The sequence below is a fragment of the Pseudomonas sp. NPDC089547 genome (assembly GCF_050280665.1).
Taxonomy (GTDB): domain Bacteria; phylum Pseudomonadota; class Gammaproteobacteria; order Pseudomonadales; family Pseudomonadaceae; genus Aquipseudomonas.
This window is the reverse complement of sequence record NZ_JBNNVS010000012.1, coordinates 43983-65480: the sequence shown is the minus strand read 5'-3', so window position 1 is coordinate 65480 and position 21498 is coordinate 43983. Positions and strand designations below refer to the sequence as shown.

General features: G+C 60.3%; 20 protein-coding genes and 2 tRNA genes. 19 read left to right on the top strand and 3 right to left on the bottom strand.

Features of this window, described 5'->3' with window-relative positions; translation table 11 throughout:
* The first annotated feature begins 38 nt into the window (after window positions 1–38).
* Entirely contained in the window at window positions 39–473 is a 435-nt protein-coding gene (locus ACQKPZ_RS11160; protein WP_391135270.1) for a type II toxin-antitoxin system RatA family toxin, read from the top strand.
* Between the two features lie 62 nt (window positions 474–535).
* Here ACQKPZ_RS11160 and ACQKPZ_RS11155 read toward each other — a convergent pair whose 3' ends face one another.
* Window positions 536–1072, bottom strand: a complete 537-nt coding sequence (locus ACQKPZ_RS11155) for an outer membrane protein assembly factor BamE (protein WP_391135267.1) — start codon at window positions 1070–1072, stop codon at window positions 536–538.
* Between the two features lie 97 nt (window positions 1073–1169).
* Between ACQKPZ_RS11155 and fur the strand changes: the two genes are divergently transcribed.
* A complete protein-coding gene (gene fur / locus ACQKPZ_RS11150; RefSeq protein WP_051101230.1) occupies window positions 1170–1574 on the top strand; it encodes a ferric iron uptake transcriptional regulator in 405 nt (134 codons plus the stop codon).
* Window positions 1575–1764: 190 nt separating this feature from the next.
* Here the strand turns inward: fur and recN are convergent, their stop codons facing one another.
* Window positions 1765–3438, bottom strand: a complete 1674-nt coding sequence (gene recN, locus ACQKPZ_RS11145) for a DNA repair protein RecN (RefSeq protein WP_427537749.1) — start codon at window positions 3436–3438, stop codon at window positions 1765–1767.
* 192 nt (window positions 3439–3630) lie between these two features.
* Between recN and grpE the strand changes: the two genes are divergently transcribed.
* From grpE to ACQKPZ_RS11105, 8 genes are all read left to right on the top strand, one after another.
* Window positions 3631–4188 carry a nucleotide exchange factor GrpE gene (gene grpE, locus ACQKPZ_RS11140; RefSeq protein ID WP_391135260.1) on the top strand — a complete coding sequence of 186 codons (558 nt, stop codon included), beginning with the start codon at window positions 3631–3633 and terminating at the stop codon, window positions 4186–4188.
* Window positions 4189–4289: 101 nt separating this feature from the next.
* Window positions 4290–6215 carry a molecular chaperone DnaK gene (dnaK, locus tag ACQKPZ_RS11135; RefSeq protein ID WP_391135257.1) on the top strand — a complete coding sequence of 642 codons (1926 nt, stop codon included), beginning with the start codon at window positions 4290–4292 and terminating at the stop codon, window positions 6213–6215.
* 194 nt (window positions 6216–6409) lie between these two features.
* Window positions 6410–7534, top strand: coding sequence for a molecular chaperone DnaJ (dnaJ, locus tag ACQKPZ_RS11130; RefSeq protein ID WP_012274254.1), 1125 nt, complete (start codon window positions 6410–6412; stop codon window positions 7532–7534).
* A 13-nt stretch (window positions 7535–7547) separates the two neighbouring features.
* Window positions 7548–8351 carry a 4-hydroxy-tetrahydrodipicolinate reductase gene (dapB, locus tag ACQKPZ_RS11125; protein WP_016712092.1) on the top strand — a complete coding sequence of 268 codons (804 nt, stop codon included), beginning with the start codon at window positions 7548–7550 and terminating at the stop codon, window positions 8349–8351.
* 265 nt (window positions 8352–8616) lie between these two features.
* Window positions 8617–9753: a glutamine-hydrolyzing carbamoyl-phosphate synthase small subunit gene (gene carA, locus ACQKPZ_RS11120; RefSeq protein ID WP_391135252.1), complete on the top strand. Its 1137-nt coding sequence runs from the start codon at window positions 8617–8619 to the stop codon at window positions 9751–9753.
* A gap of 105 nt (window positions 9754–9858) precedes the next feature.
* Entirely contained in the window at window positions 9859–13080 is a 3222-nt protein-coding gene (gene carB / locus ACQKPZ_RS11115) for a carbamoyl-phosphate synthase large subunit (protein ID WP_427537746.1), read from the top strand.
* Complete coding sequence (greA, locus tag ACQKPZ_RS11110; RefSeq protein WP_189654514.1) at window positions 13077–13559, top strand: transcription elongation factor GreA; 483 nt, start codon at window positions 13077–13079, stop codon at window positions 13557–13559. The genes carB and greA overlap by 4 nt, the downstream gene beginning before the upstream one ends.
* Window positions 13537–13986: an MFS transporter gene (locus tag ACQKPZ_RS11105; RefSeq protein ID WP_427537743.1), complete on the top strand. Its 450-nt coding sequence runs from the start codon at window positions 13537–13539 to the stop codon at window positions 13984–13986. The genes greA and ACQKPZ_RS11105 overlap by 23 nt, the downstream gene beginning before the upstream one ends.
* Window positions 13987–13998: 12 nt before the next feature.
* On the opposite strand, the gene yhbY is transcribed toward ACQKPZ_RS11105, so the two are convergent.
* Window positions 13999–14307: a ribosome assembly RNA-binding protein YhbY gene (gene yhbY, locus ACQKPZ_RS11100; protein WP_003249945.1), complete on the bottom strand. Its 309-nt coding sequence runs from the start codon at window positions 14305–14307 to the stop codon at window positions 13999–14001.
* 102 nt (window positions 14308–14409) lie between these two features.
* On the opposite strand from yhbY, the gene rlmE reads away from it, so the two are divergent.
* The 9 genes from rlmE (at window position 14410) to rimP (ending at window position 21458) form a co-directional block, all read left to right on the top strand.
* On the top strand, window positions 14410–15036 hold the full coding sequence (gene rlmE / locus ACQKPZ_RS11095) for a 23S rRNA (uridine(2552)-2'-O)-methyltransferase RlmE (RefSeq protein WP_012274251.1): 627 nt from the start codon (window positions 14410–14412) through the stop codon (window positions 15034–15036).
* Between the two features lie 203 nt (window positions 15037–15239).
* Window positions 15240–17144, top strand: coding sequence for an ATP-dependent zinc metalloprotease FtsH (gene ftsH, locus ACQKPZ_RS11090; RefSeq protein ID WP_110639662.1), 1905 nt, complete (start codon window positions 15240–15242; stop codon window positions 17142–17144).
* Between the two features lie 8 nt (window positions 17145–17152).
* Window positions 17153–18004, top strand: coding sequence for a dihydropteroate synthase (gene folP / locus ACQKPZ_RS11085; RefSeq protein WP_391135240.1), 852 nt, complete (start codon window positions 17153–17155; stop codon window positions 18002–18004).
* A gap of 16 nt (window positions 18005–18020) precedes the next feature.
* Window positions 18021–19361 (top strand): phosphoglucosamine mutase, encoded by a 1341-nt coding sequence (gene glmM, locus ACQKPZ_RS11080; RefSeq protein WP_391135237.1) that lies wholly within the window; start codon window positions 18021–18023, stop codon window positions 19359–19361.
* A gap of 65 nt (window positions 19362–19426) precedes the next feature.
* A complete protein-coding gene (gene tpiA, locus ACQKPZ_RS11075) occupies window positions 19427–20182 on the top strand; it encodes a triose-phosphate isomerase (protein WP_427537740.1) in 756 nt (251 codons plus the stop codon).
* 4 nt (window positions 20183–20186) lie between these two features.
* On the top strand, window positions 20187–20585 hold the full coding sequence (secG, locus tag ACQKPZ_RS11070; protein ID WP_391135231.1) for a preprotein translocase subunit SecG: 399 nt from the start codon (window positions 20187–20189) through the stop codon (window positions 20583–20585).
* A 21-nt stretch (window positions 20586–20606) separates the two neighbouring features.
* Window positions 20607–20692: transfer RNA gene (locus ACQKPZ_RS11065), tRNA-Leu, on the top strand.
* Window positions 20693–20792: 100 nt separating this feature from the next.
* Window positions 20793–20869: transfer RNA gene (locus tag ACQKPZ_RS11060), tRNA-Met, on the top strand.
* A gap of 130 nt (window positions 20870–20999) precedes the next feature.
* A complete protein-coding gene (gene rimP, locus ACQKPZ_RS11055; RefSeq protein WP_009685348.1) occupies window positions 21000–21458 on the top strand; it encodes a ribosome maturation factor RimP in 459 nt (152 codons plus the stop codon).
* Window positions 21459–21498 lie beyond the last annotated feature (40 nt).

Here is a 21498-nt window from a genome sequence, read left to right as displayed (position 1 = left end):
GCGAAGCGCCGCCACCCAGCCTTGGAAGTGACGCCTGGATGACTACCCATATTCAACGCTCCGCCCTGCTGCCATACCCCGCCCAGGCGCTCTACGATCTGGTCAACGATGTGGCCAGCTACCCTGAGTTTCTGCCCTGGTGCTCGGCCTCGACGGTGATCGACGCCAGTGACACGCACATGCGTGCCAGGCTCGAAGTGGCCAAGGGTGGCATGAGCCAGCACTTTGTGACGCGTAACGTGCTGGTGCCGGGGCAGTCTATCGAGATGAACCTAGAGGAAGGGCCATTCACCCAGCTGCATGGTGTGTGGGTGTTCAAGCCACTGGGAGAAAAGGCCTGCAAGATCAGCCTGGACCTGTCCTTCGATTATGCCGGGCCGATTGTGCGCGCCACGCTGGGCCCGCTGTTCAACCAGGCGGCCAACACGCTGGTCGATGCCTTCTGCCAGCGCGCCAAGCAACTGAATGCCTGACGGTTAGCCGCAAACAAAAAGCCCGGACCAGGTCCGGGCTTTTTTTCGGCTGCTGTTCCCGCTTAGCGGGTTTCCAGCGGTGCCGGGGTCGGGACCGGGGTGGTCTCGATGGTGTCGATCTCGCGCTGGATGGACTCTTCGGTCGAGCCAGGCTTGGCCGGTTTTTCCTCAGGCTGTGCAGCTGGCTGCTCGGTCTGGCCTGGCTCGGCGGCTGGGCTGACCGTGGTATCGCTGCTGCCACCAAGGATTTCCTGGTCCTTGCTGACGCCTGGCATGAAGTCGCCAGACAGGCTCACCAGCTGGTCGCTTTCATTGAAGAAAATGCTCATGCGCTCCTGCTGGCGTTTACCGCCACCAGGCTGCAGGCTGTACAGGTAATCCCAACGATTGGTGTTGAAAGTATCCTGAATCAGCGGATTGCCCATGATAAACCTTACTTGCCGTCGGGTCATTCCCGGGCGTAATTGGTCTATCATATCCTGCGTGACGACATTGCCCTGCTGGATGTCGATTTTGTAAACCCCGGGAAACGAGCAACCGGCGAGTGCGAGCAGTCCCGCGAGGGCGAGGCTGTTTAGCAAGAGCTTGGTGTTTTGCATCGGTGGGCGACTTCCACTATCTTGGCTGGACAACGTAAACCCCGATCATACCCGTATTAAGAGAAGCTGCGAAGCAGCATCGGCGAGAAAGCTGACCATGGTTGAAAATAGCGAATTGCGCAAAGCCGGTCTCAAGGTGACCCTGCCTCGAGTCAAGATCCTTCAGATGCTCGACTCTACCGAGCAGCGTCACATGAGTGCCGAGGATGTCTACAAGGCGCTGATGGAGGCGGGCGAGGACGTAGGCCTGGCCACCGTCTATCGCGTACTGACCCAGTTCGAAGCGGCAGGCTTGGTGGTTCGCCACAACTTCGACGGCGGCCACGCAGTGTTCGAGCTGGCTGATGGCGGTCACCACGACCATATGGTGAACGTGGATACCAGCGAAGTCATCGAGTTCATGGATGCCGCGATCGAGAAGCGTCAGCGTGAAATCGTGGAGGAACACGGTTTCGAGCTGGTGGACCACAATCTGGTCCTGTACGTGCGTAAGAAGAAGTAACGATTTTTTCGTTATGGACAGCAAAGGCGACCTTCGGGTCGCCTTTGTGCTTTCTGGGGCTGAGAGGTTTGTTGTCTGAGCTGGCTTCTTCGCGGGCATGCCCGCTCCCACAGGGACCACACAAATCCTGAGCCTTGCAAAAAACCTGTGGGAGCGGGTTTACCCGCGAATGGGCCTGAAAAAGAAGGGATCAGGCCTTGCCGCTTACCACCATCTTGCGCGCATGCGCCAGGGATTCCTTGGTCAGATCGATGCCGCCGAGCATTCGCGCCACTTCCTCGACCCGCTCACGCTTGCCCAGGCTGGCCACAGCGGTGTGGGTGGTATCGCTGTTGCGCACTTTATGCACGAACAGGTGGTGGTGACCTTGCGCCGCGACCTGCGGCAGGTGAGTTACGGTCAGTACTTGCCCGCGCTCGCCCAGGCGGCGGAGCAACTGGCCGACAATTTCCGCAGTAGGGCCGCCGATGCCCACGTCGACTTCGTCGAACACCAGGGTAGGAATGCGTGATGTCTGCGCGGTGATGACTTGAATCGCCAAGCTGATACGCGACAGTTCGCCACCCGAGGCTACCTTTGCCAGCCCTTTGAGTGGTTGGCCGGGGTTGGCGCTGACCAGCAGTTCGATCTGCTCCAGTCCATGTGGCGACAGGTCTGAGCCTTCGTTCGGCGTCAGTTCGATGCAGAAGCGCCCGCCAGGCATGCCCAGGCGCTGGATTTCCTGCTCCACCGCCACGGCCAACTGCTGAGCGGCTTGCTGGCGCAGGGTGCTGAGCTCGCGAGCCTTCTCTTTATAATGCTGGGCGAAGGCTGCCAGCTCTACGCCCAACTGCTCGATCGACTCGTCGCTGGCGTTCAGGCCCTCGATCTCTTCCATCAGTTGCTGCTGCAGGTGGGGCAGTTCGGTGGGGTGCACGCGGTGTTTGCGCGCCAGCGTATAGATAGTGTCCAGGCGCTCTTCCAGCGCTTGCAGGCGCATGGGGTCGGCGTCGAAATTGTCGAGAAAGCGGTTGAGTTCGCCTACGGCTTCCTCTACCTGAATCTGCGCGCTGGCGATCAGGTTGGCCGCTTCGCCCAGGGCCTTGGGTGAGTTGGTGGTGGCGCCCAGGCGATTGAGGCTGGCGGTGAGGGCGCTAAGCACGTTGCCCGAGTCGCTTTCGCTGCACTGGTCGATGACCTGGCGGCAGATGCCGAACAGGGCTTCGGCGCTGGTCAGGTTCTTGTGTTCCTGTTCCAGCTGCTCCAGTTCGTGCTCGCCCAGGCCGAGGTTGTCCAGTTCTTCCAGCTGGTAGCTCAGCAATTGGTGACGGGCGCGTTGCTCGTCGCCGGAGTTGGACAACCGCTCCAGTTCCAGGCGGGTCTGGTTCCAGCGTTTGGCGGCAAGCTGCACCTGGCGGGACAGGTCGACGGCGCCGGCATACTCGTCGAGCAAGCGGCGGTGGGTGTCGGTTTTCAGCAGCGACTGGTGCTCGTGCTGGCTGTGGATATCGATCAGCAGCTCGCCCAGCGCCTTGAGGTCGCCGAGCGGGCAGGGCGTGCCATTGATGTAGCCGCGGCTGCGGCCCTCGGCGGTAATGACCCGGCGCAGGATGCACAGGCCGTCGTTGTCCAGGTCGCGCTCGGCCAGCCAGGCATGGGCCTCGGGGATGTCCACGAGGTCGAAGGTGGCGAGGATGTCCGCCTTGTCGGTGCCGGGGCGTACCACGCCGCTGTCGGCCCGGTCGCCAAGGGCCAGGCCCAGGGCGTCGAGCATGATCGATTTGCCGGCACCGGTCTCGCCGGTGATGACGGACATGCCGCGGGCAATTTCGAGGTCGAGGTGCTCGACGATGGCGTAGTTGTGAATGGACAGGTGCACCAGCATGGGGCGGCTCCCGAAAAGTCAGGTCTGGTTATTTATACAGTACTTTTTTCAGGCCTGCCAATGCCTGTTGGCAGATTCTGTTGCCGCCCGGAAAACCACCTCGCCCCTTGAAGCTGGTTTTTCCGGCCCCATATAGCCGACATCAAAGGCGAGCCTGGCTCGCAGTCCACAAAATTGCGCAGGAGAGACCCCATGGCTGACGAACAGCTGAACGAGAAAGACCTTAACGTTGAAGAAGTCGGTGCAGAAGTGACTGCTGACGCCCGTGTTCTGGAACTCGAGGAGCAGCTGGCCGCCGCCAAGGATCAGTCCCTGCGTGTGGCAGCAGAGGCGCAGAACAGCATTCGTCGCGCTGAGCAGGAGGTCGACAAGGCCCGCAAGTTCGCCCTGGAGAAGTTCTCCAACGACCTGCTGCCGGTAATCGACAGCCTGGAGCTGGCCCTGGCGCACTCCAGCGCTGATGACGAGCACGTCAAGCAGATCCGCGAAGGCGTCGAGCTGACCCTGAAGATGTTCCAGGACACCCTCAAGCGCTACAACCTCGAAGTTGTCGATCCGCACGGCCAGCCCTTCAACCCTGAGCATCACCAGGCCATGGCCATGCAGGAAAACGCCGAGGTCGAGCCGAACAGCGTGCTGAACGTATTCCAGAAGGGTTACCTGCTGAACGGCCGCCTGCTGCGCCCCGCCATGGTGGTGGTCAGCAAGGCGCCTAGCGCGGCGCAACCCTCGATCAATGAAAAGGCTTGAAATCCGTCGGGGCATCCCCATCTAGGTGTCAAGCCTTCAAGTATTACCGCAGTTGGCCAAAGTAGTCGCTGCTACCAAATTCAAGTTTCGGGAGAGTTAACATGGGTAAAATCATCGGTATCGACCTGGGGACCACCAACTCGTGCGTCTCCATTCTGGAAAACGGTAACGTCAAGGTCATCGAAAACGCCGAAGGTGCGCGTACCACCCCTTCGATCGTGGCCTACGCCAACGATGGCGAAATCCTGGTAGGTCAGTCGGCCAAGCGCCAGGCTGTCACCAACCCGCACAACACCCTGTTCGCGGTGAAGCGCCTGATCGGCCGCCGCTTCGAAGAGCAGGTCGTGCAGAAAGACATCCAGCTGGTTCCGTACAAGATCGCCAAGGCCGACAACGGTGACGCCTGGGTAGAAGTGAACGGCCAGAAAATGGCTCCGCCGCAAATCAGCGCCGAAGTCCTGAAAAAAATGAAGAAAACCGCCGAAGACTACCTCGGCGAGCCAGTGACCGAAGCGGTCATCACCGTGCCGGCCTACTTCAACGACAGCCAGCGTCAGGCCACTAAAGACGCCGGCCGCATCGCGGGTCTGGACGTAAAACGCATCATCAACGAACCGACCGCTGCTGCGCTGGCCTACGGCATGGACAAGGCCAAGGGCGACCACACTGTCATCGTTTATGACCTGGGTGGCGGTACCTTCGACGTTTCGGTCATCGAAATCGCCGAAGTCGACGGTGAGCACCAGTTCGAAGTACTGGCTACCAACGGCGACACCTTCCTGGGTGGCGAAGACTTCGACATGCTGCTGATCGACTACCTGGTCGAAGAGTTCAAGAAAGAAACCGGCATGAACCTGAAAGGCGACCCGCTGGCCATGCAGCGCCTGAAGGAAGCTGCCGAGAAGGCCAAGATCGAGCTGTCGTCCGCTCAGTCGACCGACGTCAACCTGCCGTACATCACTGCAGATGCCACCGGTCCTAAGCACCTGAACGTCAAAATCTCCCGCGCCAAGCTGGAGTCGCTGGTCGAAGACCTGGTTCAGCGTACCATCGAGCCTTGCCGCATCGCCCTGAAAGATGCCGGTATCGACGCCAGCAAGATCGACGACGTGATCCTGGTCGGTGGCCAGACCCGTATGCCGCTGGTACAGAAAACCGTTGCTGACTTCTTCGGTAAAGAAGCCCGCAAGGACGTCAACCCGGACGAAGCCGTGGCCATGGGTGCTGCCATCCAGGGTGCTGTCCTGGCCGGTGACGTGAAAGACGTACTGCTGCTGGACGTCAGCCCGCTGACCCTGGGTATCGAAACCATGGGTGGCGTGATGACTGCGCTGATCGAGAAGAACACCACCATCCCGACCAAGAAGTCGCAGGTGTTCTCGACTGCCGACGACAACCAGGGCGCCGTGACCATTCATGTGCTGCAAGGTGAGCGTAAGCAAGCTTCGCAGAACAAGTCGCTGGGCAAGTTCGACCTGGCTGACATTCCGCCAGCACCACGTGGCGTGCCGCAGATCGAAGTGACCTTCGACATCGATGCCAACGGTATTCTGCACGTTGGCGCGAAAGACAAGGCCACCGGCAAGGCTCAGTCGATCGTGATCAAGGCCAACTCCGGCCTGTCGGACGAAGAAGTCGAGCGCATGGTGCGTGACGCCGAGGCCAACGCCGAGGAAGACCGCAAGTTCGAAGAGCTGGCCGCTGCCCGTAACCAGGGTGACGCGCTGGTTCACTCGACCCGCAAGATGGTCGTTGACGCCGGTGACAAGGTTACCGCCGAAGAGAAAACCGCCATCGAGGCTGCCGTGGTTGCCCTGGAAGCTGCCGTCAAAGGCGACGACAAGGCTGCAATCGATGCCAAGGTCGAAGAGCTGTCCAAGGTCTCCGCTCCGGTTGCCCAGAAGATGTACGCCGAGCAGTCGGCTGAACAGCCTCAGGGTGGCGCGCAGCAGGCCGAGCCGGAAGCCAAGCACGATGACGTGGTTGACGCCGAGTTCGAAGAAGTGAAAGGCGACGACAAGAAGTAATCGTTGCATGTTGTCGGCCGGTTCACCGCCGTTTGGTGGTGAACTGGTAGGATGTCGCCGCGCGGGGGCTTGCTCCCGCGTTGGCGTATCTGGAATTCGAGAATTTTTACAGCATCTGTCAGTGCTCCTGGAGGGGCGGCAGGTACTGATGGCGCGGCGCAGATGCCAGACGCCCAACAAGGTGCAAATGACCTATGTCCAAGCGTGATTACTATGAGGTTCTGGGTGTCGAGCGCGGCGCCAGTGAAGCTGACCTCAAGAAGGCTTACCGTCGTCTGGCGATGAAGTACCACCCGGACCGCAACCCGGGCGACAAAGAGTCGGAAGACAAGTTCAAAGAGGCCAACGAGGCCTACGAAGTACTGTCTGATGCCAGCAAGCGTGCGGCGTTCGACCAGTACGGTCATGCCGGCGTGGACCCAAGCATGGGTGGCGGCGGTGCCGGCTTCGGTGGTGCCAACTTCTCCGATATCTTCGGCGATGTGTTCAGCGACTTCTTCGGCGGTGGCCGCGGTGGTGGTCGTGGTGGTGCCCAGCGTGGCAGCGACCTGCGCTACACCCTCGAGCTGAACCTGGAAGAGGCGGTGCGTGGTACCACGGTCAGCATCCGTGTACCTACCCTGGTCAACTGCCAGCCTTGCGATGGCTCCGGTGCCAAGAAGGGTTCGACCCCGTCGACCTGCCCGACTTGCGGCGGCATCGGCCAGGTGCGTATGCAGCAAGGTTTCTTCTCGGTACAACAGACCTGCCCGCGCTGCCATGGCCAGGGCAAGATCATTACCGATCCGTGCACCTCGTGCCACGGCGAAGGCCGTGTCGAAGAGTACAAGACGCTGTCGGTCAAGGTGCCGGCAGGTGTCGATACTGGCGACCGCATCCGCCTGTCGGGCGAGGGCGAAGCCGGTACCCATGGTGGCCCGACTGGCGACCTGTATGTGGTGATCAGCGTGCGTGAGCACGAGATCTTCCAGCGTGACGGCAAGCACCTGTACTGCGAAGTACCGATCAGCTACACCGATGCGGCCCTGGGTGGCGAGCTGGAAGTGCCGACCCTGGATGGTCGTGTGAAGCTGAAGATTCCAGAAGGCACCCAGACTGGCAAGCAGTTCCGCCTGCGTGGCAAGGGTGTTGCGCCGGTGCGTGGCGGTGGTGCGGGTGACCTGCTGTGCCGTGTGGCGGTGGAAACCCCGGTCAACCTCAGCCGTCGCCAGCGCGAGCTGCTCGAAGAGCTGCGTGATTCGCTGGAAGGTGACAGCTCCCACTCGCCCAAGGCCAGTGGCTGGTTCGATGGCGTGAAGCGCTTCTTCGGCGATCTCTGACAAGGAAAAGGCTATGCGACGTATTGCAGTGATGGGCGCGGCGGGGCGGATGGGCAAGACCCTTATCGAAGCCGTGCAACAAACCCCGGGTGCGGGGCTGACGGCGGCGATCGATCGCCCTGACAGCTCGCTGGTTGGGGCAGATGCCGGTGAGCTGGCGGCGCTTGGCCGTATTGGCGTGTTGTTGTCCGACGATCTGGCCAAGGTCGCCGACGAATTCGACGTGCTGATCGACTTCACTCACCCTTCCGTAACCCTGAAAAACCTCGCATTCTGCCGCAAGCACGGTAAGGCGATGATCATTGGTACCACCGGTTTTACGGTTGAAGAGAAGCAGCTGCTGGCTGAGGCTGGCAAGGACATCCCCATTGTGTTCGCTGCCAACTTCAGCGTGGGTGTGAACCTCAGCCTCAAACTGCTTGACCTCGCTGCCCGGGTGCTGGGCGATGATGTCGATATCGAGATCATCGAGGCGCATCACCGGCACAAGGTCGATGCCCCATCGGGTACTGCGTTGCGCATGGGTGAAGTGGTTGCCAATGCGCTGGGCCGGGACCTGCAGGAAGTGGCCGTGTATGGCCGCGAAGGGCAGACCGGCGCGCGTGACCGCAAGACCATCGGCTTCGCCACCGTGCGCGCCGGCGATGTGGTGGGTGATCACACGGTTCTGTTCGCAGCAGAAGGCGAGCGCCTGGAAATTACCCACAAGGCCTCGAGCCGCATGACCTTTGCCAAGGGTGCCGTGCGTGCGGCGCTGTGGCTGGATGGGCGTGAGCCTGGGCTGTATGACATGCAGGATGTGCTCGAACTGCACTAAGCCGTGGGAGCGGTGTTGGCTTCTTCGCGGGCAAGCCCGCGAAGAAGCCAGCACAAATGTCAGTCTGTCGCATTCATGTGTTTTAGAGACACATATGCGGTAGACCCAAAACGCACTTTTCTGTAAGCTACAGCTTTAGTGTGTCCACTAAAAGCGCGCAGCGAATTGAATTCAGCACATGAAAGCGGGGTGACGTGTCCATACGTCACTCCGCTTTTTTGCAACCTGCGATCGCCCTTTCATGCTTGATTTACGGGAGGTCTTCTTGACAAAGCCAGCCATACTCGCCCTTGCCGACGGCAGTATTTTTCGCGGTGAAGCCATTGGTGCCGACGGTCAGACCGTTGGTGAGGTGGTATTCAACACCGCTATGACCGGCTACCAGGAAATCCTTACAGACCCTTCCTACGCGCAGCAAATCGTTACCCTGACCTACCCGCACATCGGCAACACCGGTACTACCCCGGAAGATGCCGAGTCGAACCGCGTCTGGTCCGCTGGCCTGGTCATCCGTGACCTGCCGCTGCTGGCCAGCAACTGGCGTAACACCCAGTCGCTGCCTGAGTACCTCAAGGCCAACAACGTCGTTGCCATCGCTGGCATCGACACCCGTCGCCTGACCCGTATCCTGCGTGAAAAGGGCGCTCAGAACGGTTGCATCCTTGCTGGTGACAACATCAGCGAAGAAGCCGCCATCGCCGCTGCCCGCGCTTTCCCGGGCCTGAAGGGCATGGACCTGGCCAAGGTCGTTTCCACCACGGAACGCTACGAATGGCGCTCCAGCGTGTGGGAGCTGAAAACCGACAGCCACCCGACCATCGAAGCTGCCGACCTGCCGTACCACGTGGTTGCCTTCGACTACGGCGTCAAGCTGAACATCCTGCGCATGCTGGTAGCCCGTGGCTGCCGCGTGACCGTGGTGCCTGCCCAGACCCCGGCCAGCGAAGTGCTGGCACTCAACCCGGACGGCGTGTTCCTGTCCAACGGCCCTGGTGACCCTGAGCCGTGCGACTACGCCATCCAGGCGATCAAGGAAATCCTCGAAACCGAGATTCCGGTATTCGGCATCTGCCTCGGCCACCAACTGCTGGCCCTGGCGTCCGGCGCCAAGACCGTGAAAATGGGCCACGGCCACCACGGTGCCAACCACCCGGTGCAGGACCTGGACACTGGCGTGGTCATGATCACCAGCCAGAACCACGGCTTTGCCGTTGACGAGGCCACCCTGCCGGGCAACGTCCGCGCCATTCACAAGTCGCTGTTCGACGGCACCCTGCAAGGTATCGAGCGCACCGACAAGAGCGCGTTCAGCTTCCAGGGCCACCCTGAAGCGAGCCCAGGCCCGACCGACGTCGCGCCACTGTTCGATCGTTTCACCGATGCCATGGCCAAGCGCCGCTGAGCATCCTGCTTCAAGGCCCCGGGCCGGCTTGCGCCGCGCCCGGCAGCGCCTGACCCAGATTGTTCAAAGCGGCTTGCCGACTGACCCCGGATTTGAGTGACAACCATGCCAAAACGTACAGACATCAAAAGCATCCTGATTCTCGGCGCTGGCCCGATCGTGATCGGCCAGGCCTGCGAATTCGACTACTCCGGCGCCCAGGCTTGCAAAGCCCTGCGCGAGGAAGGTTTCCGCGTCATCCTGGTGAACTCCAACCCAGCCACCATCATGACCGACCCGGCCATGGCCGACGCCACCTACATCGAGCCGATCAAGTGGCAGTCGGTGGCCAAGATCATCGAGAAAGAGCGCCCGGACGCCGTCCTGCCGACCATGGGTGGCCAGACTGCCCTGAACTGCGCCCTGGACCTGGAGCGCCATGGCGTTCTGGAAAAGTTCGGCGTAGAGATGATCGGTGCCAACGCCGACACCATCGACAAGGCTGAAGACCGTTCGCGCTTCGACAAGGCCATGAAGGATATCGGCCTGGAGTGCCCGCGCTCCGGTATCGCCCACAGCATGGAAGAGGCCAATGCGGTCCTCGAGAAGCTCGGCTTCCCATGCATCATCCGCCCGTCGTTCACCATGGGCGGCACTGGCGGTGGTATCGCCTACAACCGTGAAGAGTTCGAAGAAATCTGCACCCGTGGTCTGGACCTGTCGCCGACCAAGGAACTGCTGATCGACGAATCGCTGATCGGCTGGAAAGAGTACGAGATGGAAGTGGTCCGCGACAAAAAGGACAACTGCATCATCGTCTGCTCGATCGAAAACTTCGACCCGATGGGTGTGCACACCGGTGACTCGATCACCGTTGCCCCGGCACAGACCCTGACCGACAAGGAATACCAGATCATGCGCAACGCCTCGCTGGCGGTGCTGCGTGAAATCGGTGTCGAGACCGGCGGTTCCAACGTGCAGTTCGGTATCTGCCCGAACACCGGTCGCATGGTTGTGATCGAGATGAACCCGCGTGTTTCGCGTTCGTCGGCACTGGCCTCCAAGGCCACCGGCTTCCCGATCGCCAAGATCGCCGCCAAGCTGGCCATCGGCTACACCCTCGACGAACTGCAGAACGACATCACCGGCGGCCGCACCCCGGCGTCCTTCGAGCCGTCGATCGACTACGTCGTCACCAAGCTGCCGCGTTTTGCCTTCGAGAAATTCCCGAAAGCCGACGCCCGCCTGACCACCCAGATGAAATCCGTGGGTGAAGTCATGGCCATCGGCCGTACCTTCCAGGAGTCCCTGCAGAAAGCCCTGCGCGGCCTGGAAGTAGGTGCCTGCGGCCTCGACCCGAAAGTCGACCTGGCCAGCGCTGAAGCTGCCAGCATCCTCAAGCGCGAACTGACCGTGCCAGGTGCCGAGCGTATCTGGTACGTCGCCGACGCCATGCGTTCGGGCATGACCTGCGAAGAAATCTTCAATCTGACCGGCATCGACATGTGGTTCCTGGTGCAGATGGAAGACCTGATCAAGGAAGAAGAGAAGGTCAAGACCCTGGCCCTGTCGGCGATCGACAAGGACTACATGCTGCGCCTCAAGCGCAAGGGCTTCTCTGACCAGCGCCTGGCTGTGCTGCTGGGTATCACCGACAAGAACCTGCGTCGCCACCGCCACAAGCTGGAAGTGTTCCCGGTGTACAAGCGCGTCGACACCTGCGCTGCCGAGTTCGCCACCGATACTGCCTACCTGTACTCCACCTACGAGGAAGAGTGCGAGGCCAACCCGTCCACCCGCGACAAGATCATGATCCTGGGTGGTGGCCCGAACCGTATCGGCCAAGGTATCGAGTTCGACTACTGCTGCGTACACGCCGCACTGGCACTGCGTGAAGACGGTTACGAGACCATCATGGTCAACTGCAACCCGGAAACCGTCTCCACCGACTACGACACCTCCGACCGCCTGTACTTCGAGCCGCTGACCCTGGAAGACGTGCTGGAAGTGTGCCGCGTCGAGAAGCCGAAAGGCGTAATCGTCCATTACGGCGGCCAGACCCCGCTGAAACTGGCCCGTGCCCTGGAAGAAGCCGGCGTACCGATCATCGGTACCAGCCCGGACGCCATTGACCGCGCCGAAGACCGTGAGCGCTTCCAGCAGATGGTACAGCGCCTGAGCCTGCTGCAGCCGCCAAACGCCACTGTTCGCAGCGAAGACGAAGCCATCAAGGCTGCTGGCGCTATCGGTTACCCGCTGGTGGTGCGCCCGTCCTACGTGCTGGGTGGCCGTGCCATGGAAATCGTCTACGAGCTGGACGAACTCAAGCGCTACCTGCGTGAAGCCGTTCAGGTTTCCAACGACAGCCCGGTACTGCTCGACCACTTCCTCAACTGCGCCATCGAGATGGACGTGGATGCGGTGTGCGATGGCACCGACGTGGTGATCGGCGCGATCATGCAGCACATCGAGCAGGCCGGCGTTCACTCCGGTGACTCTGCTTGCTCGCTGCCACCTTACTCGCTGAGCAAGGAAGTGCAGGACGAAGTCCGCGTACAGGTCAAGAAAATGGCCCTGGAGCTGGGCGTTGTCGGCCTGATGAACGTGCAGCTGGCCCTGCAGGGCGACAAGATCTACGTGATCGAGGTCAACCCGCGCGCCTCGCGTACCGTGCCATTCGTTTCCAAGTGCATCGGCACTTCCCTGGCCATGATCGCCGCCCGCGTAATGGCTGGCAAAACCCTGAAAGAGCTGGGCTTCACCCAGGAAATCATCCCGAACTTCTACAGCGTCAAGGAAGCTGTCTTCCCGTTCGCCAAGTTCCCAGGGGTTGACCCGATCCTCGGCCCTGAGATGAAATCGACCGGTGAAGTCATGGGTGTCGGTGACACCTTCGGTGAAGCGTTCGCCAAAGCCCAGATGGGTGCCAGCGAAGTGCTGCCGACCGGAGGTACCGCGTTCATCAGCGTGCGTGACGACGACAAGCCACAAGTGGCTGGCGTTGCCCGCGACCTGATCGCCCTGGGCTTCGAAGTGGTTGCAACTGCTGGCACCGCCAAGGTTATCGAAGCGGCTGGCCTGAAAGTGCGCCGTGTGAACAAAGTGACCGAAGGCCGCCCGCACGTGGTCGACATGATCAAGAACGACGAAGTGTCGCTGATCATCAACACCACCGAAGGTCGCCAGTCGATCGCCGATTCCTACTCGATTCGTCGCAATGCGCTGCAGCACAAGATTTACTGCACCACCACCATTGCGGCCGGTGAAGCCATCTGCGAAGCGCTGAAGTTTGGTCCGGAAAAGACCGTTCGCCGCTTGCAAGATCTGCATGCAGGACTGAAAGCATGAGCATTACCAAGTACCCGATGACCGTCCAGGGCGCTCGCGCCCTGGAAGAGGAGCACCTGTTCCTGAGCAAGACCGAGCGCCCGCGCCTGAGCCAGGCAATCGGCGAAGCGCGCGAACTGGGTGACCTCAAGGAAAACGCCGAATACCATGCCGCCCGCGAGGAGCAGGGCATGGTCGAGGCGCGTATCCGCGATATCGAAGGCCGCCTGCAGAACTCGGTGGTGATCGATGTGACCACTATTGCCCACACCGGCAAGGTCATCTTCGGTACCACTGTAGACCTGGAAAACACCGAAACCGGTGACCAGGTGACCTACCAGATCGTTGGCGAGGACGAAGCCGACATCAAGAAGGGCAAGCTCTCGGCCGGTGCGCCGATTGCCCGTGCCATCATCGGCAAGGAAGAAGGTGATATTGTCGTCGTCAAGACGCCTAGTGGCACGGTCGAGTACGAGATTGTCGAAGTCAAGCACATCTGACCGGCGCCTGCGGGCGCCGTCCCTCGAGGGGATCCTCTGGCAACTGGCCCAGGTTTTCTGGGTCGGAGGCCTTTGGGTGTTTCACGTAGGGCTGGTGCCCGCGCTCAAGGTCAGTGGCCTGGCGCCGCTACTGGTGCAGGATATCGCCGGGCAGATCGACCGCTGGTTGATCGGCGTGGCATTGCTTGGTTTGTTGACCCAGCTGGCAGTGCTGGCAAGGGTGGACGGCCTGGCGGCCTGGTGGCGGCAGTTTCGTGGGCAGATGCTGTTGCTCGGCTTCGGTGCCTGCGTGGGGTATTACACCTTGCGCTACGGTATTTCCGTGGGTGAGCGCTGGCAGATGTTCTGCTTCCTGGTGCTGGGCTTTTCCGGCATCGTGCTGGTGGCCCAGCCGGTGCCGGTCAGGGCGCGTACGCCGCGCCACTGACCGGAGCCACCGTTACTTGTAGCGGTGGATGTTGGACAGCTGCTTGTTCGGCTGTGGGTTCTTGCGGTAGATCAGGGCTTTCTTGCCGATGGTCTGCACCAGCTCGGCACGGCCGGCCTTGCACAGCTCGGCAATGGTTTCGGCGCGTTCTTCGCGGTCTTCCGAGCGAATTTCGACCTTGATCAGTTCATGGTCGACCAGCGCACGTTCCAGTTCGGCGATGACGCCTTCATTCAAACCGTTGCCAGCAACGATCAGGACCGGCTTCAGGTCATGACCAATGGACTTGTATTGCTTCTTCTGCTCGTTATTGAGCGGCATAATCTGACCCTTTCCGTCTGATTCTGTAAAATTGACTGGCATTTTACCCGAGGGCCACCGGCTCCGCCCAGTCAATCACGACGCATATCATCGAGGTGCCCCGTGGTACAACGTTCCAAAAGCAGCGCAAACTGGCTGCGAGAGCATTTTAACGATCCTTTTGTGAAGCAGGCGCAAAAGGATGGCTACCGTTCGCGTGCGAGCTACAAGCTGCTGGAGATCCAGGAGAAGGACCGCCTGATCCGCCCCGGCATGAGTGTAATCGACCTTGGCGCGGCCCCGGGTGGCTGGTCGCAGGTGACCAGTCGTCTGATTGGTGGCCAAGGCAGGCTGATCGCTTCCGATATCCTGGAAATGGACTCGATCGCCGATGTGACCTTCATTCAGGGCGATTTCACCCATGACGAAGTGCTACAGCGCATTCTCGAAGCGGTCGGTGATTCGCACGTAGACCTTGTGATTTCCGACATGGCCCCCAATATGAGTGGTACGCCCGCGGTGGACATACCGCGTGCCATGTTCCTCTGCGAACTGGCCCTCGATCTGGCGACCCGCGTGCTCAAGCCCGGCGGCGACTTCCTGATCAAGATTTTCCAGGGCGAAGGTTTTGACGTGTACCTGAAGGACGTGCGCAGCAAGTTCGACAAGGTGCAGATGCGCAAGCCATCGTCGTCGCGGGACCGTTCCCGTGAGCAGTACCTGCTGGGCAGGGGTTTCAAAGGGGCATGAAAGGCGTGAAGCGGGGTGGCCGATAGTTAATTCCAATCGGCCACTGCGTAAGGATTGTCCGAACTTCGTGTAGTCTAGCTTTCACAAAGGGTTACAGACGGTGCCTGCGGCTGCGTGGGTAATGTAGTAAGTTAGGGCGATGAATATCATGCGAGGCACGGCTGCGTCGTGCGCCGGCCTCAGAGGGTAGCGAATTGAACGACATGGCAAAGAATCTGATCCTGTGGTTGATCATCGCAGCTGTCCTGGTGACAGTGATGAACAACTTCTCCAGCCCTAACGAGCCGCAGACCCTCAACTACTCCGACTTCATCCAGCAGGTCAAGGATGGCAAGGTCGAGCGTGTGACCGTCGACGGCTACATCATTACCGGCAAGCGCGCCGATGGCGACAACTTCAAGACCGTGCGCCCGGCCATTACCGACAATGGCCTGATCGGTGACCTGGTCGACAACCACGTCGTTGTAGAAGGCAAGCAGCCTGAGCAGCAGAGCATCTGGACGCAGCTGCTGGTAGCCAGCTTCCCGATCCTGGTGATCATTGCCGTGTTCATGTTCTTCATGCGCCAGATGCAAGGCGGTGCGGGGGGCAAGGGCGGGCCGATGAGTTTCGGCAAGAGCAAGGCGCGCCTGCTGTCCGAAGACCAGGTCAAGACCACACTGGCCGACGTTGCAGGTTGCGACGAAGCCAAGGAAGAAGTGGGCGAGCTGGTCGAGTTCCTGCGTGACCCGGGCAAGTTCCAGCGCCTGGGTGGCCGCATCCCGCGCGGCGTGCTGATGGTTGGCCCGCCCGGTACCGGTAAAACCCTGCTGGCCAAGGCCATTGCGGGCGAAGCGAAAGTACCGTTCTTCACCATTTCCGGTTCGGACTTCGTGGAAATGTTCGTCGGTGTCGGTGCCAGCCGTGTGCGCGACATGTTCGAGCAGGCCAAGAAGCACGCCCCGTGCATCATCTTCATTGACGAGATCGACGCCGTGGGTCGCCACCGTGGCGCTGGCATGGGCGGCGGTCACGACGAGCGCGAGCAAACCCTCAACCAGTTGCTGGTAGAGATGGACGGCTTCGAGATGAACGATGGCATCATCGTCATCGCCGCCACCAACCGCCCGGACGTGCTGGACCCGGCGTTGCTGCGCCCTGGTCGTTTCGACCGCCAGGTGGTGGTCGGCCTGCCGGACATCCGTGGTCGTGAGCAGATCCTCAAGGTACACATGCGCAAGGTGCCGGTCGGCGAAAACGTCAACCCGGCAGTGATTGCCCGTGGTACCCCGGGCTTCTCCGGTGCCGACCTGGCCAACCTGGTCAACGAGGCTTCGCTGTTTGCAGCACGCTCCAACAAGCGCCTGGTCGAAATGAAAGAGTTCGAACTGGCCAAGGACAAGATCATGATGGGCGCCGAGCGCAAGACCATGGTCATGTCCGAGAAGGAAAAGCGCAACACTGCCTACCATGAAGCTGGCCACGCCATCGTTGGTCGCCTGGTGCCTGAGCACGACCCGGTCTACAAGGTTTCGATCATTCCGCGCGGTCGTGCCCTGGGCGTGACCATGTTCCTGCCGGAAGAAGACCGCTACAGCCTGTCCAAGCGTGCGCTGATCAGCCAGATCTGCTCGCTGTACGGTGGCCGTATCGCCGAAGAGATGACCCTGGGCTTCGATGGTGTCACTACCGGCGCGTCCAACGACATCATGCGTGCCAGCCAGATCGCTCGTAACATGGTTACCAAATGGGGTCTGTCCGAGAAGCTCGGCCCGCTGATGTACGCAGAAGAAGAGGGTGAGGTGTTCCTCGGTCGTAGTGCCGGCAGCCAGCACGCTAGTGTTTCCGGCGAGACTGCCAAACTGATCGACTCCGAAGTACGCAGCATCATCGACCAGTGCTACGCCACTGCCAAACAGCTGCTGATCGATAATCGCGACAAGCTTGAGGCAATGACCGAAGCACTGATGAAGTATGAGACCATTGATGCCGATCAGATCGATGACATCATGGCTGGCCGTACGCCACGCGAGCCGCGTGACTGGGACGATGATAAGGATTCGGGTACGCCTGCGGCCCAGAATGATCGTCCGGAATCGCCAATCGGCGGCCCAGCAGCTCAACACTAAGGGCATCTATGAGCTCAGTGCAGTACCCGACCCGGTTGCCTTGCGGCAACCGGGTTCTTGATTTGTCGCGTACCCATGTCATGGGTATTCTCAATATCACCCCTGATTCCTTCTCCGATGGCGGGCGTTTCAGCCAGCGCGACGAGGCCTTGCGCCATGCCGAAGCGATGGTTGCCGCCGGCGCCACGTTGATCGACATCGGTGGTGAGTCCACGCGCCCTGGTGCGCGGGCGGTATCGGTAACCGAGGAGCTTGAGCGTGTCGCGCCCATGGTCGAGGCCATTAACAGCCGCCTCGATGTGGTCATCTCGGTCGATACCTCCACGCCTGCCGTCATCCGTGAATCGGCCCGTCTTGGTGCCGGACTCATCAATGACGTGCGGGCATTGGAACGCGATGGCGCCCTGGATGCTGCAGCGGATACCGGCCTGCCTGTGTGCCTCATGCACATGCGTGGCGAGCCGGGCAACATGCAGGACGACCCGCATTACGATGATGTGACCGCTGACGTTACGCGTTATCTTGAGCAGCGGATGGCCGCCTGTGCGGCTGCGGGCATCGACGCAAACAGAATCATCCTTGACCCGGGCTTTGGTTTTGCCAAGACACTGGCGCACAACCTGAGCCTGTTCAAGCACATGGAAGCGCTCTATCGCCTTGGGCGCCCACTGCTGGTGGGTGTTTCACGAAAGAGCATGATCGGCCTGACGCTGGAACGTCCGGTCGGCGAGCGCTTGTACGGCAGCCTTGCGCTGGCGGCGTTGGCCATGACCAAGGGGGCGAGCATACTTCGTGTCCATGACGTGGCCGAAACTGTCGATGTTGTGCGCATGATTGCTGCGGTGCAAAACGCCGAATAAGAACATTGGAGTCCCTATGAGCAGAAAATACTTTGGTACCGACGGCATTCGTGGCCGCGTCGGCGAATTCCCGATCACGCCTGACTTCATGCTGAAGCTGGGTTGGGCGGCCGGCATGGCTTTCCGCAAGCAAGGTCATTGCCGTGTGCTGGTGGGCAAGGACACGCGTATTTCCGGCTACATGTTCGAGTCCGCACTTGAAGCCGGCCTGGCTGCAGCGGGTGCCGACGTGATGCTGCTGGGGCCGATGCCTACGCCGGCTATCGCCTACCTGACTCGGACTTTCCATGCCCAGGCTGGCATTGTCATCAGTGCCTCGCACAACCCGCACGAAGACAACGGCATCAAGTTTTTCTCGGGCCAGGGCACCAAGCTGCCGGACGAAGTCGAGCTGATGATCGAAGAGCTGCTTGACCAGCCGATGACCGTTGTCGACTCGGGCAAGCTCGGCAAGGTTTCGCGCATCAACGATGCTGCCGGCCGCTATATCGAATTCTGCAAGAGCAGTGTGCCCACCGGTACTGGCTTTGAAGGCCTGAAGCTGGTGGTCGACTGCGCCCACGGTGCCACGTACAAGGTTGCGCCGAGCGTGTTCCGCGAGCTGGGCGCCGACGTGACCGTGCTGCATGCACAGCCGGACGGCCTGAACATCAACGAAGGTTGTGGCTCTACCCACATCGAATCGCTGCAGGCTGCCGTACTGGTCGGTCATGCCGACCTTGGTATTGCCTTCGACGGTGACGGCGATCGCGTGTTGATGGTCGACCACACTGGCGCCATTGTCGACGGTGACGAGCTGCTGTTCATCATTGCCCGGGACCTGCACGACCGCGGCAAGCTGCAGGGCGGGGTAGTGGGTACGCTGATGAGCAACCTGGGCCTGGAGCTGGCACTGAAGGATCTGGATATACCGTTCGTGCGCGCCAAGGTTGGCGACCGTTATGTCATGGCCGAGCTGCTGGAGCGTGAGTGGCTGATCGGTGGTGAAAACTCCGGCCATGTCGTGTGCTGCAACCACACCACCACCGGTGATGCGATCATTGCCGCGCTGCAGGTGTTGATGGCGCTCAAGCGCCGTGGTGAGACCCTGGCGCAGGCGCGTCAGGCCTTGCGCAAGTGCCCGCAGGTGCTGATCAACGTGCGCTTCGGTGCCAGCAAGGTCGATCCGCTGGAACACCCCGCAGTCAAGGAGGCCAGTGCCCGTGTGACCGAGGCTTTGGCCGGTCGCGGGCGTGTGCTGCTGCGCAAGTCGGGTACCGAGCCGCTAGTGCGGGTGATGGTCGAAGGCGAGGACGAAAGCCAGGTGCGTGCCCATGCTGAAGCATTGGCCAAACTGGTCAGCGAAGTTTGTGTCTGAAGGCGCTTGCCAGCGCAGATCTGGTTGGGTAAGATCTGCGCCCACTTTGACCGACGAGGTAAAGCATGCGTCGCCCTATGGTAGCTGGTAACTGGAAGATGCACGGTACCCGCGCTAGCGTCGCTGAGCTGACCGAAGGCTTGAGCAATCTCGCCTTGCCGAGCGGAGTGGAAGTCGCGGTATTTCCACCGGCCCTGTTCATCAATCAAGTGATTGATGGCTTGGCAGGTAAAGAAATTACTGTTGGCGCACAGAATTCTGCTGTACAACCCGAACAGGGTGCGTTGACCGGGGAAGTTGCCCCGGAGCAGCTGGTCGAAGCAGGTTGCAAGTTGGTGTTGGTTGGTCATTCGGAACGTCGCCAGATCATTGGTGAAACCGACGAAGTGCTCAATCGCAAATTTGCAGCCGCCCAGGCCAAAGGTTTGAAGCCAGTGCTTTGTATCGGGGAAACCCTTGAAGAGCGCGAGGCTGGCAAAACGCTCGAAGTTGTCGGGCGTCAACTAAGCAGTATCATCGAGGCATTCGGTGTTAAGGCTTTTGCCAATGCAGTAATTGCCTATGAGCCTGTATGGGCCATTGGCACCGGCCTTACGGCCACGCCACAGCAGGCCCAGGATGTGCACGCCGCCATCCGCAGCCAGCTGGCGGCAGAAGATGCTGAAGTGGCTGCGAAGGTGCAGTTGCTCTACGGCGGCAGCGTGAAGGCGGCCAATGCGGCCGAACTGTTCGGCATGCCGGATATCGATGGGGGTCTCATTGGTGGGGCTTCCCTGAACGCAGACGAATTCGGTGCAATTTGTCGCGCCGCAGGAAACTGAACAAATGCTGGAAACAGTCATCGTTGTTTTTCATCTGTTGGCAGCGCTGTCGCTTGTAGTGCTGGTTCTGTTGCAACAGGGTAAGGGTGCGGAAGCAGGTGCATCTTTCGGCGCGGGTGCCTCAAACACCGTGTTCGGGAGCCAGGGTTCTGCAACGTTCCTAAGTAAATTAACTGCTATACTCGCTGCCACTTTCTTTTTGACAGCACTTGGGTTAGGATACTTCGCGAAGCAACAAGCTCATCAGCTTAGCCAAGCAGGTCTTCCAGATCCAGCGGTGCTAGAAGTGAAAGAGCCGCAGAAACCGGCAGTTAATGATGATGTACCGGTGCTCCAGCAGCAGAAGAGTGAAACCACCACTAACACTGGTGATGTACCTCCTCCGGCAGAAGAGCAGAAGTAACGGGTTTCAAGTAGTAGTATTGCCGAGGTGGTGGAATTGGTAGACACGCAACCTTGAGGTGGTTGTGCCCATAGGGTGTAGGGGTTCGAGTCCCCTTCTCGGTACCAATTGAAGCATGAGAGCCCGCTTTAGCGGGCTTTCTTGCAGGTGAAGGTTCGGATTTGACCCTCGATAGGGTTCGGTCTTATACTTTCGCCCCAGCTTTGTCGCGGGGTGGAGCAGCTTGGTAGCTCGTCGGGCTCATAACCCGAAGGTCGTTGGTTCAAATCCAGCCCCCGCAACCAGCTTCAGCGGAGCCCCTTTTCAGGGGCTTTTTGCTAACCGAACAGTATTCGGCGTCGTTGTCCAACGGCGCTTTCAGGGATGGGCGCTTCGCCCATTTTTTATTTGCACAGCATGCACGAGGGGGTTCAGGTGTCGAGCAAGCTAGAACAGTTGCAGGCCTTGTTGGCCCCGGTTGTCGAGGGTCTGGGCTATCAGTGCTGGGGGATCGAGTTCGTTTCCCAGGGTAAGCATTCGGTACTGCGCATCTACATCGACAAGGAAGGCGGCATTCTGGTGGACGACTGCGAAGCGGTCAGCCGTCAGGCCAGCGCCATTCTCGATGTGGAAGATCCAATCAGCAGTGAGTACACCCTCGAGGTGTCTTCTCCAGGCATGGATCGCCCACTGTTCACTCTGGAACAGTTTGCCTCGCATGCCGGCGAACAAGTGAAGATCAAGCTGCGCTCACCCTTCGAGGGTCGTCGTAACTTCCAGGGCCTTCTCCGCGGTGTGGAGGAGCAGGACGTGGTGGTCCAGGTGGACAACCAGGAATTCCTTCTGCCGATCGACTCGATCGACAAGGCCAATATTATTCCCAGTTTTGACTGAGACGTGCCGGGCCCGGCGGACTATCCGGGCCCAATGGCTT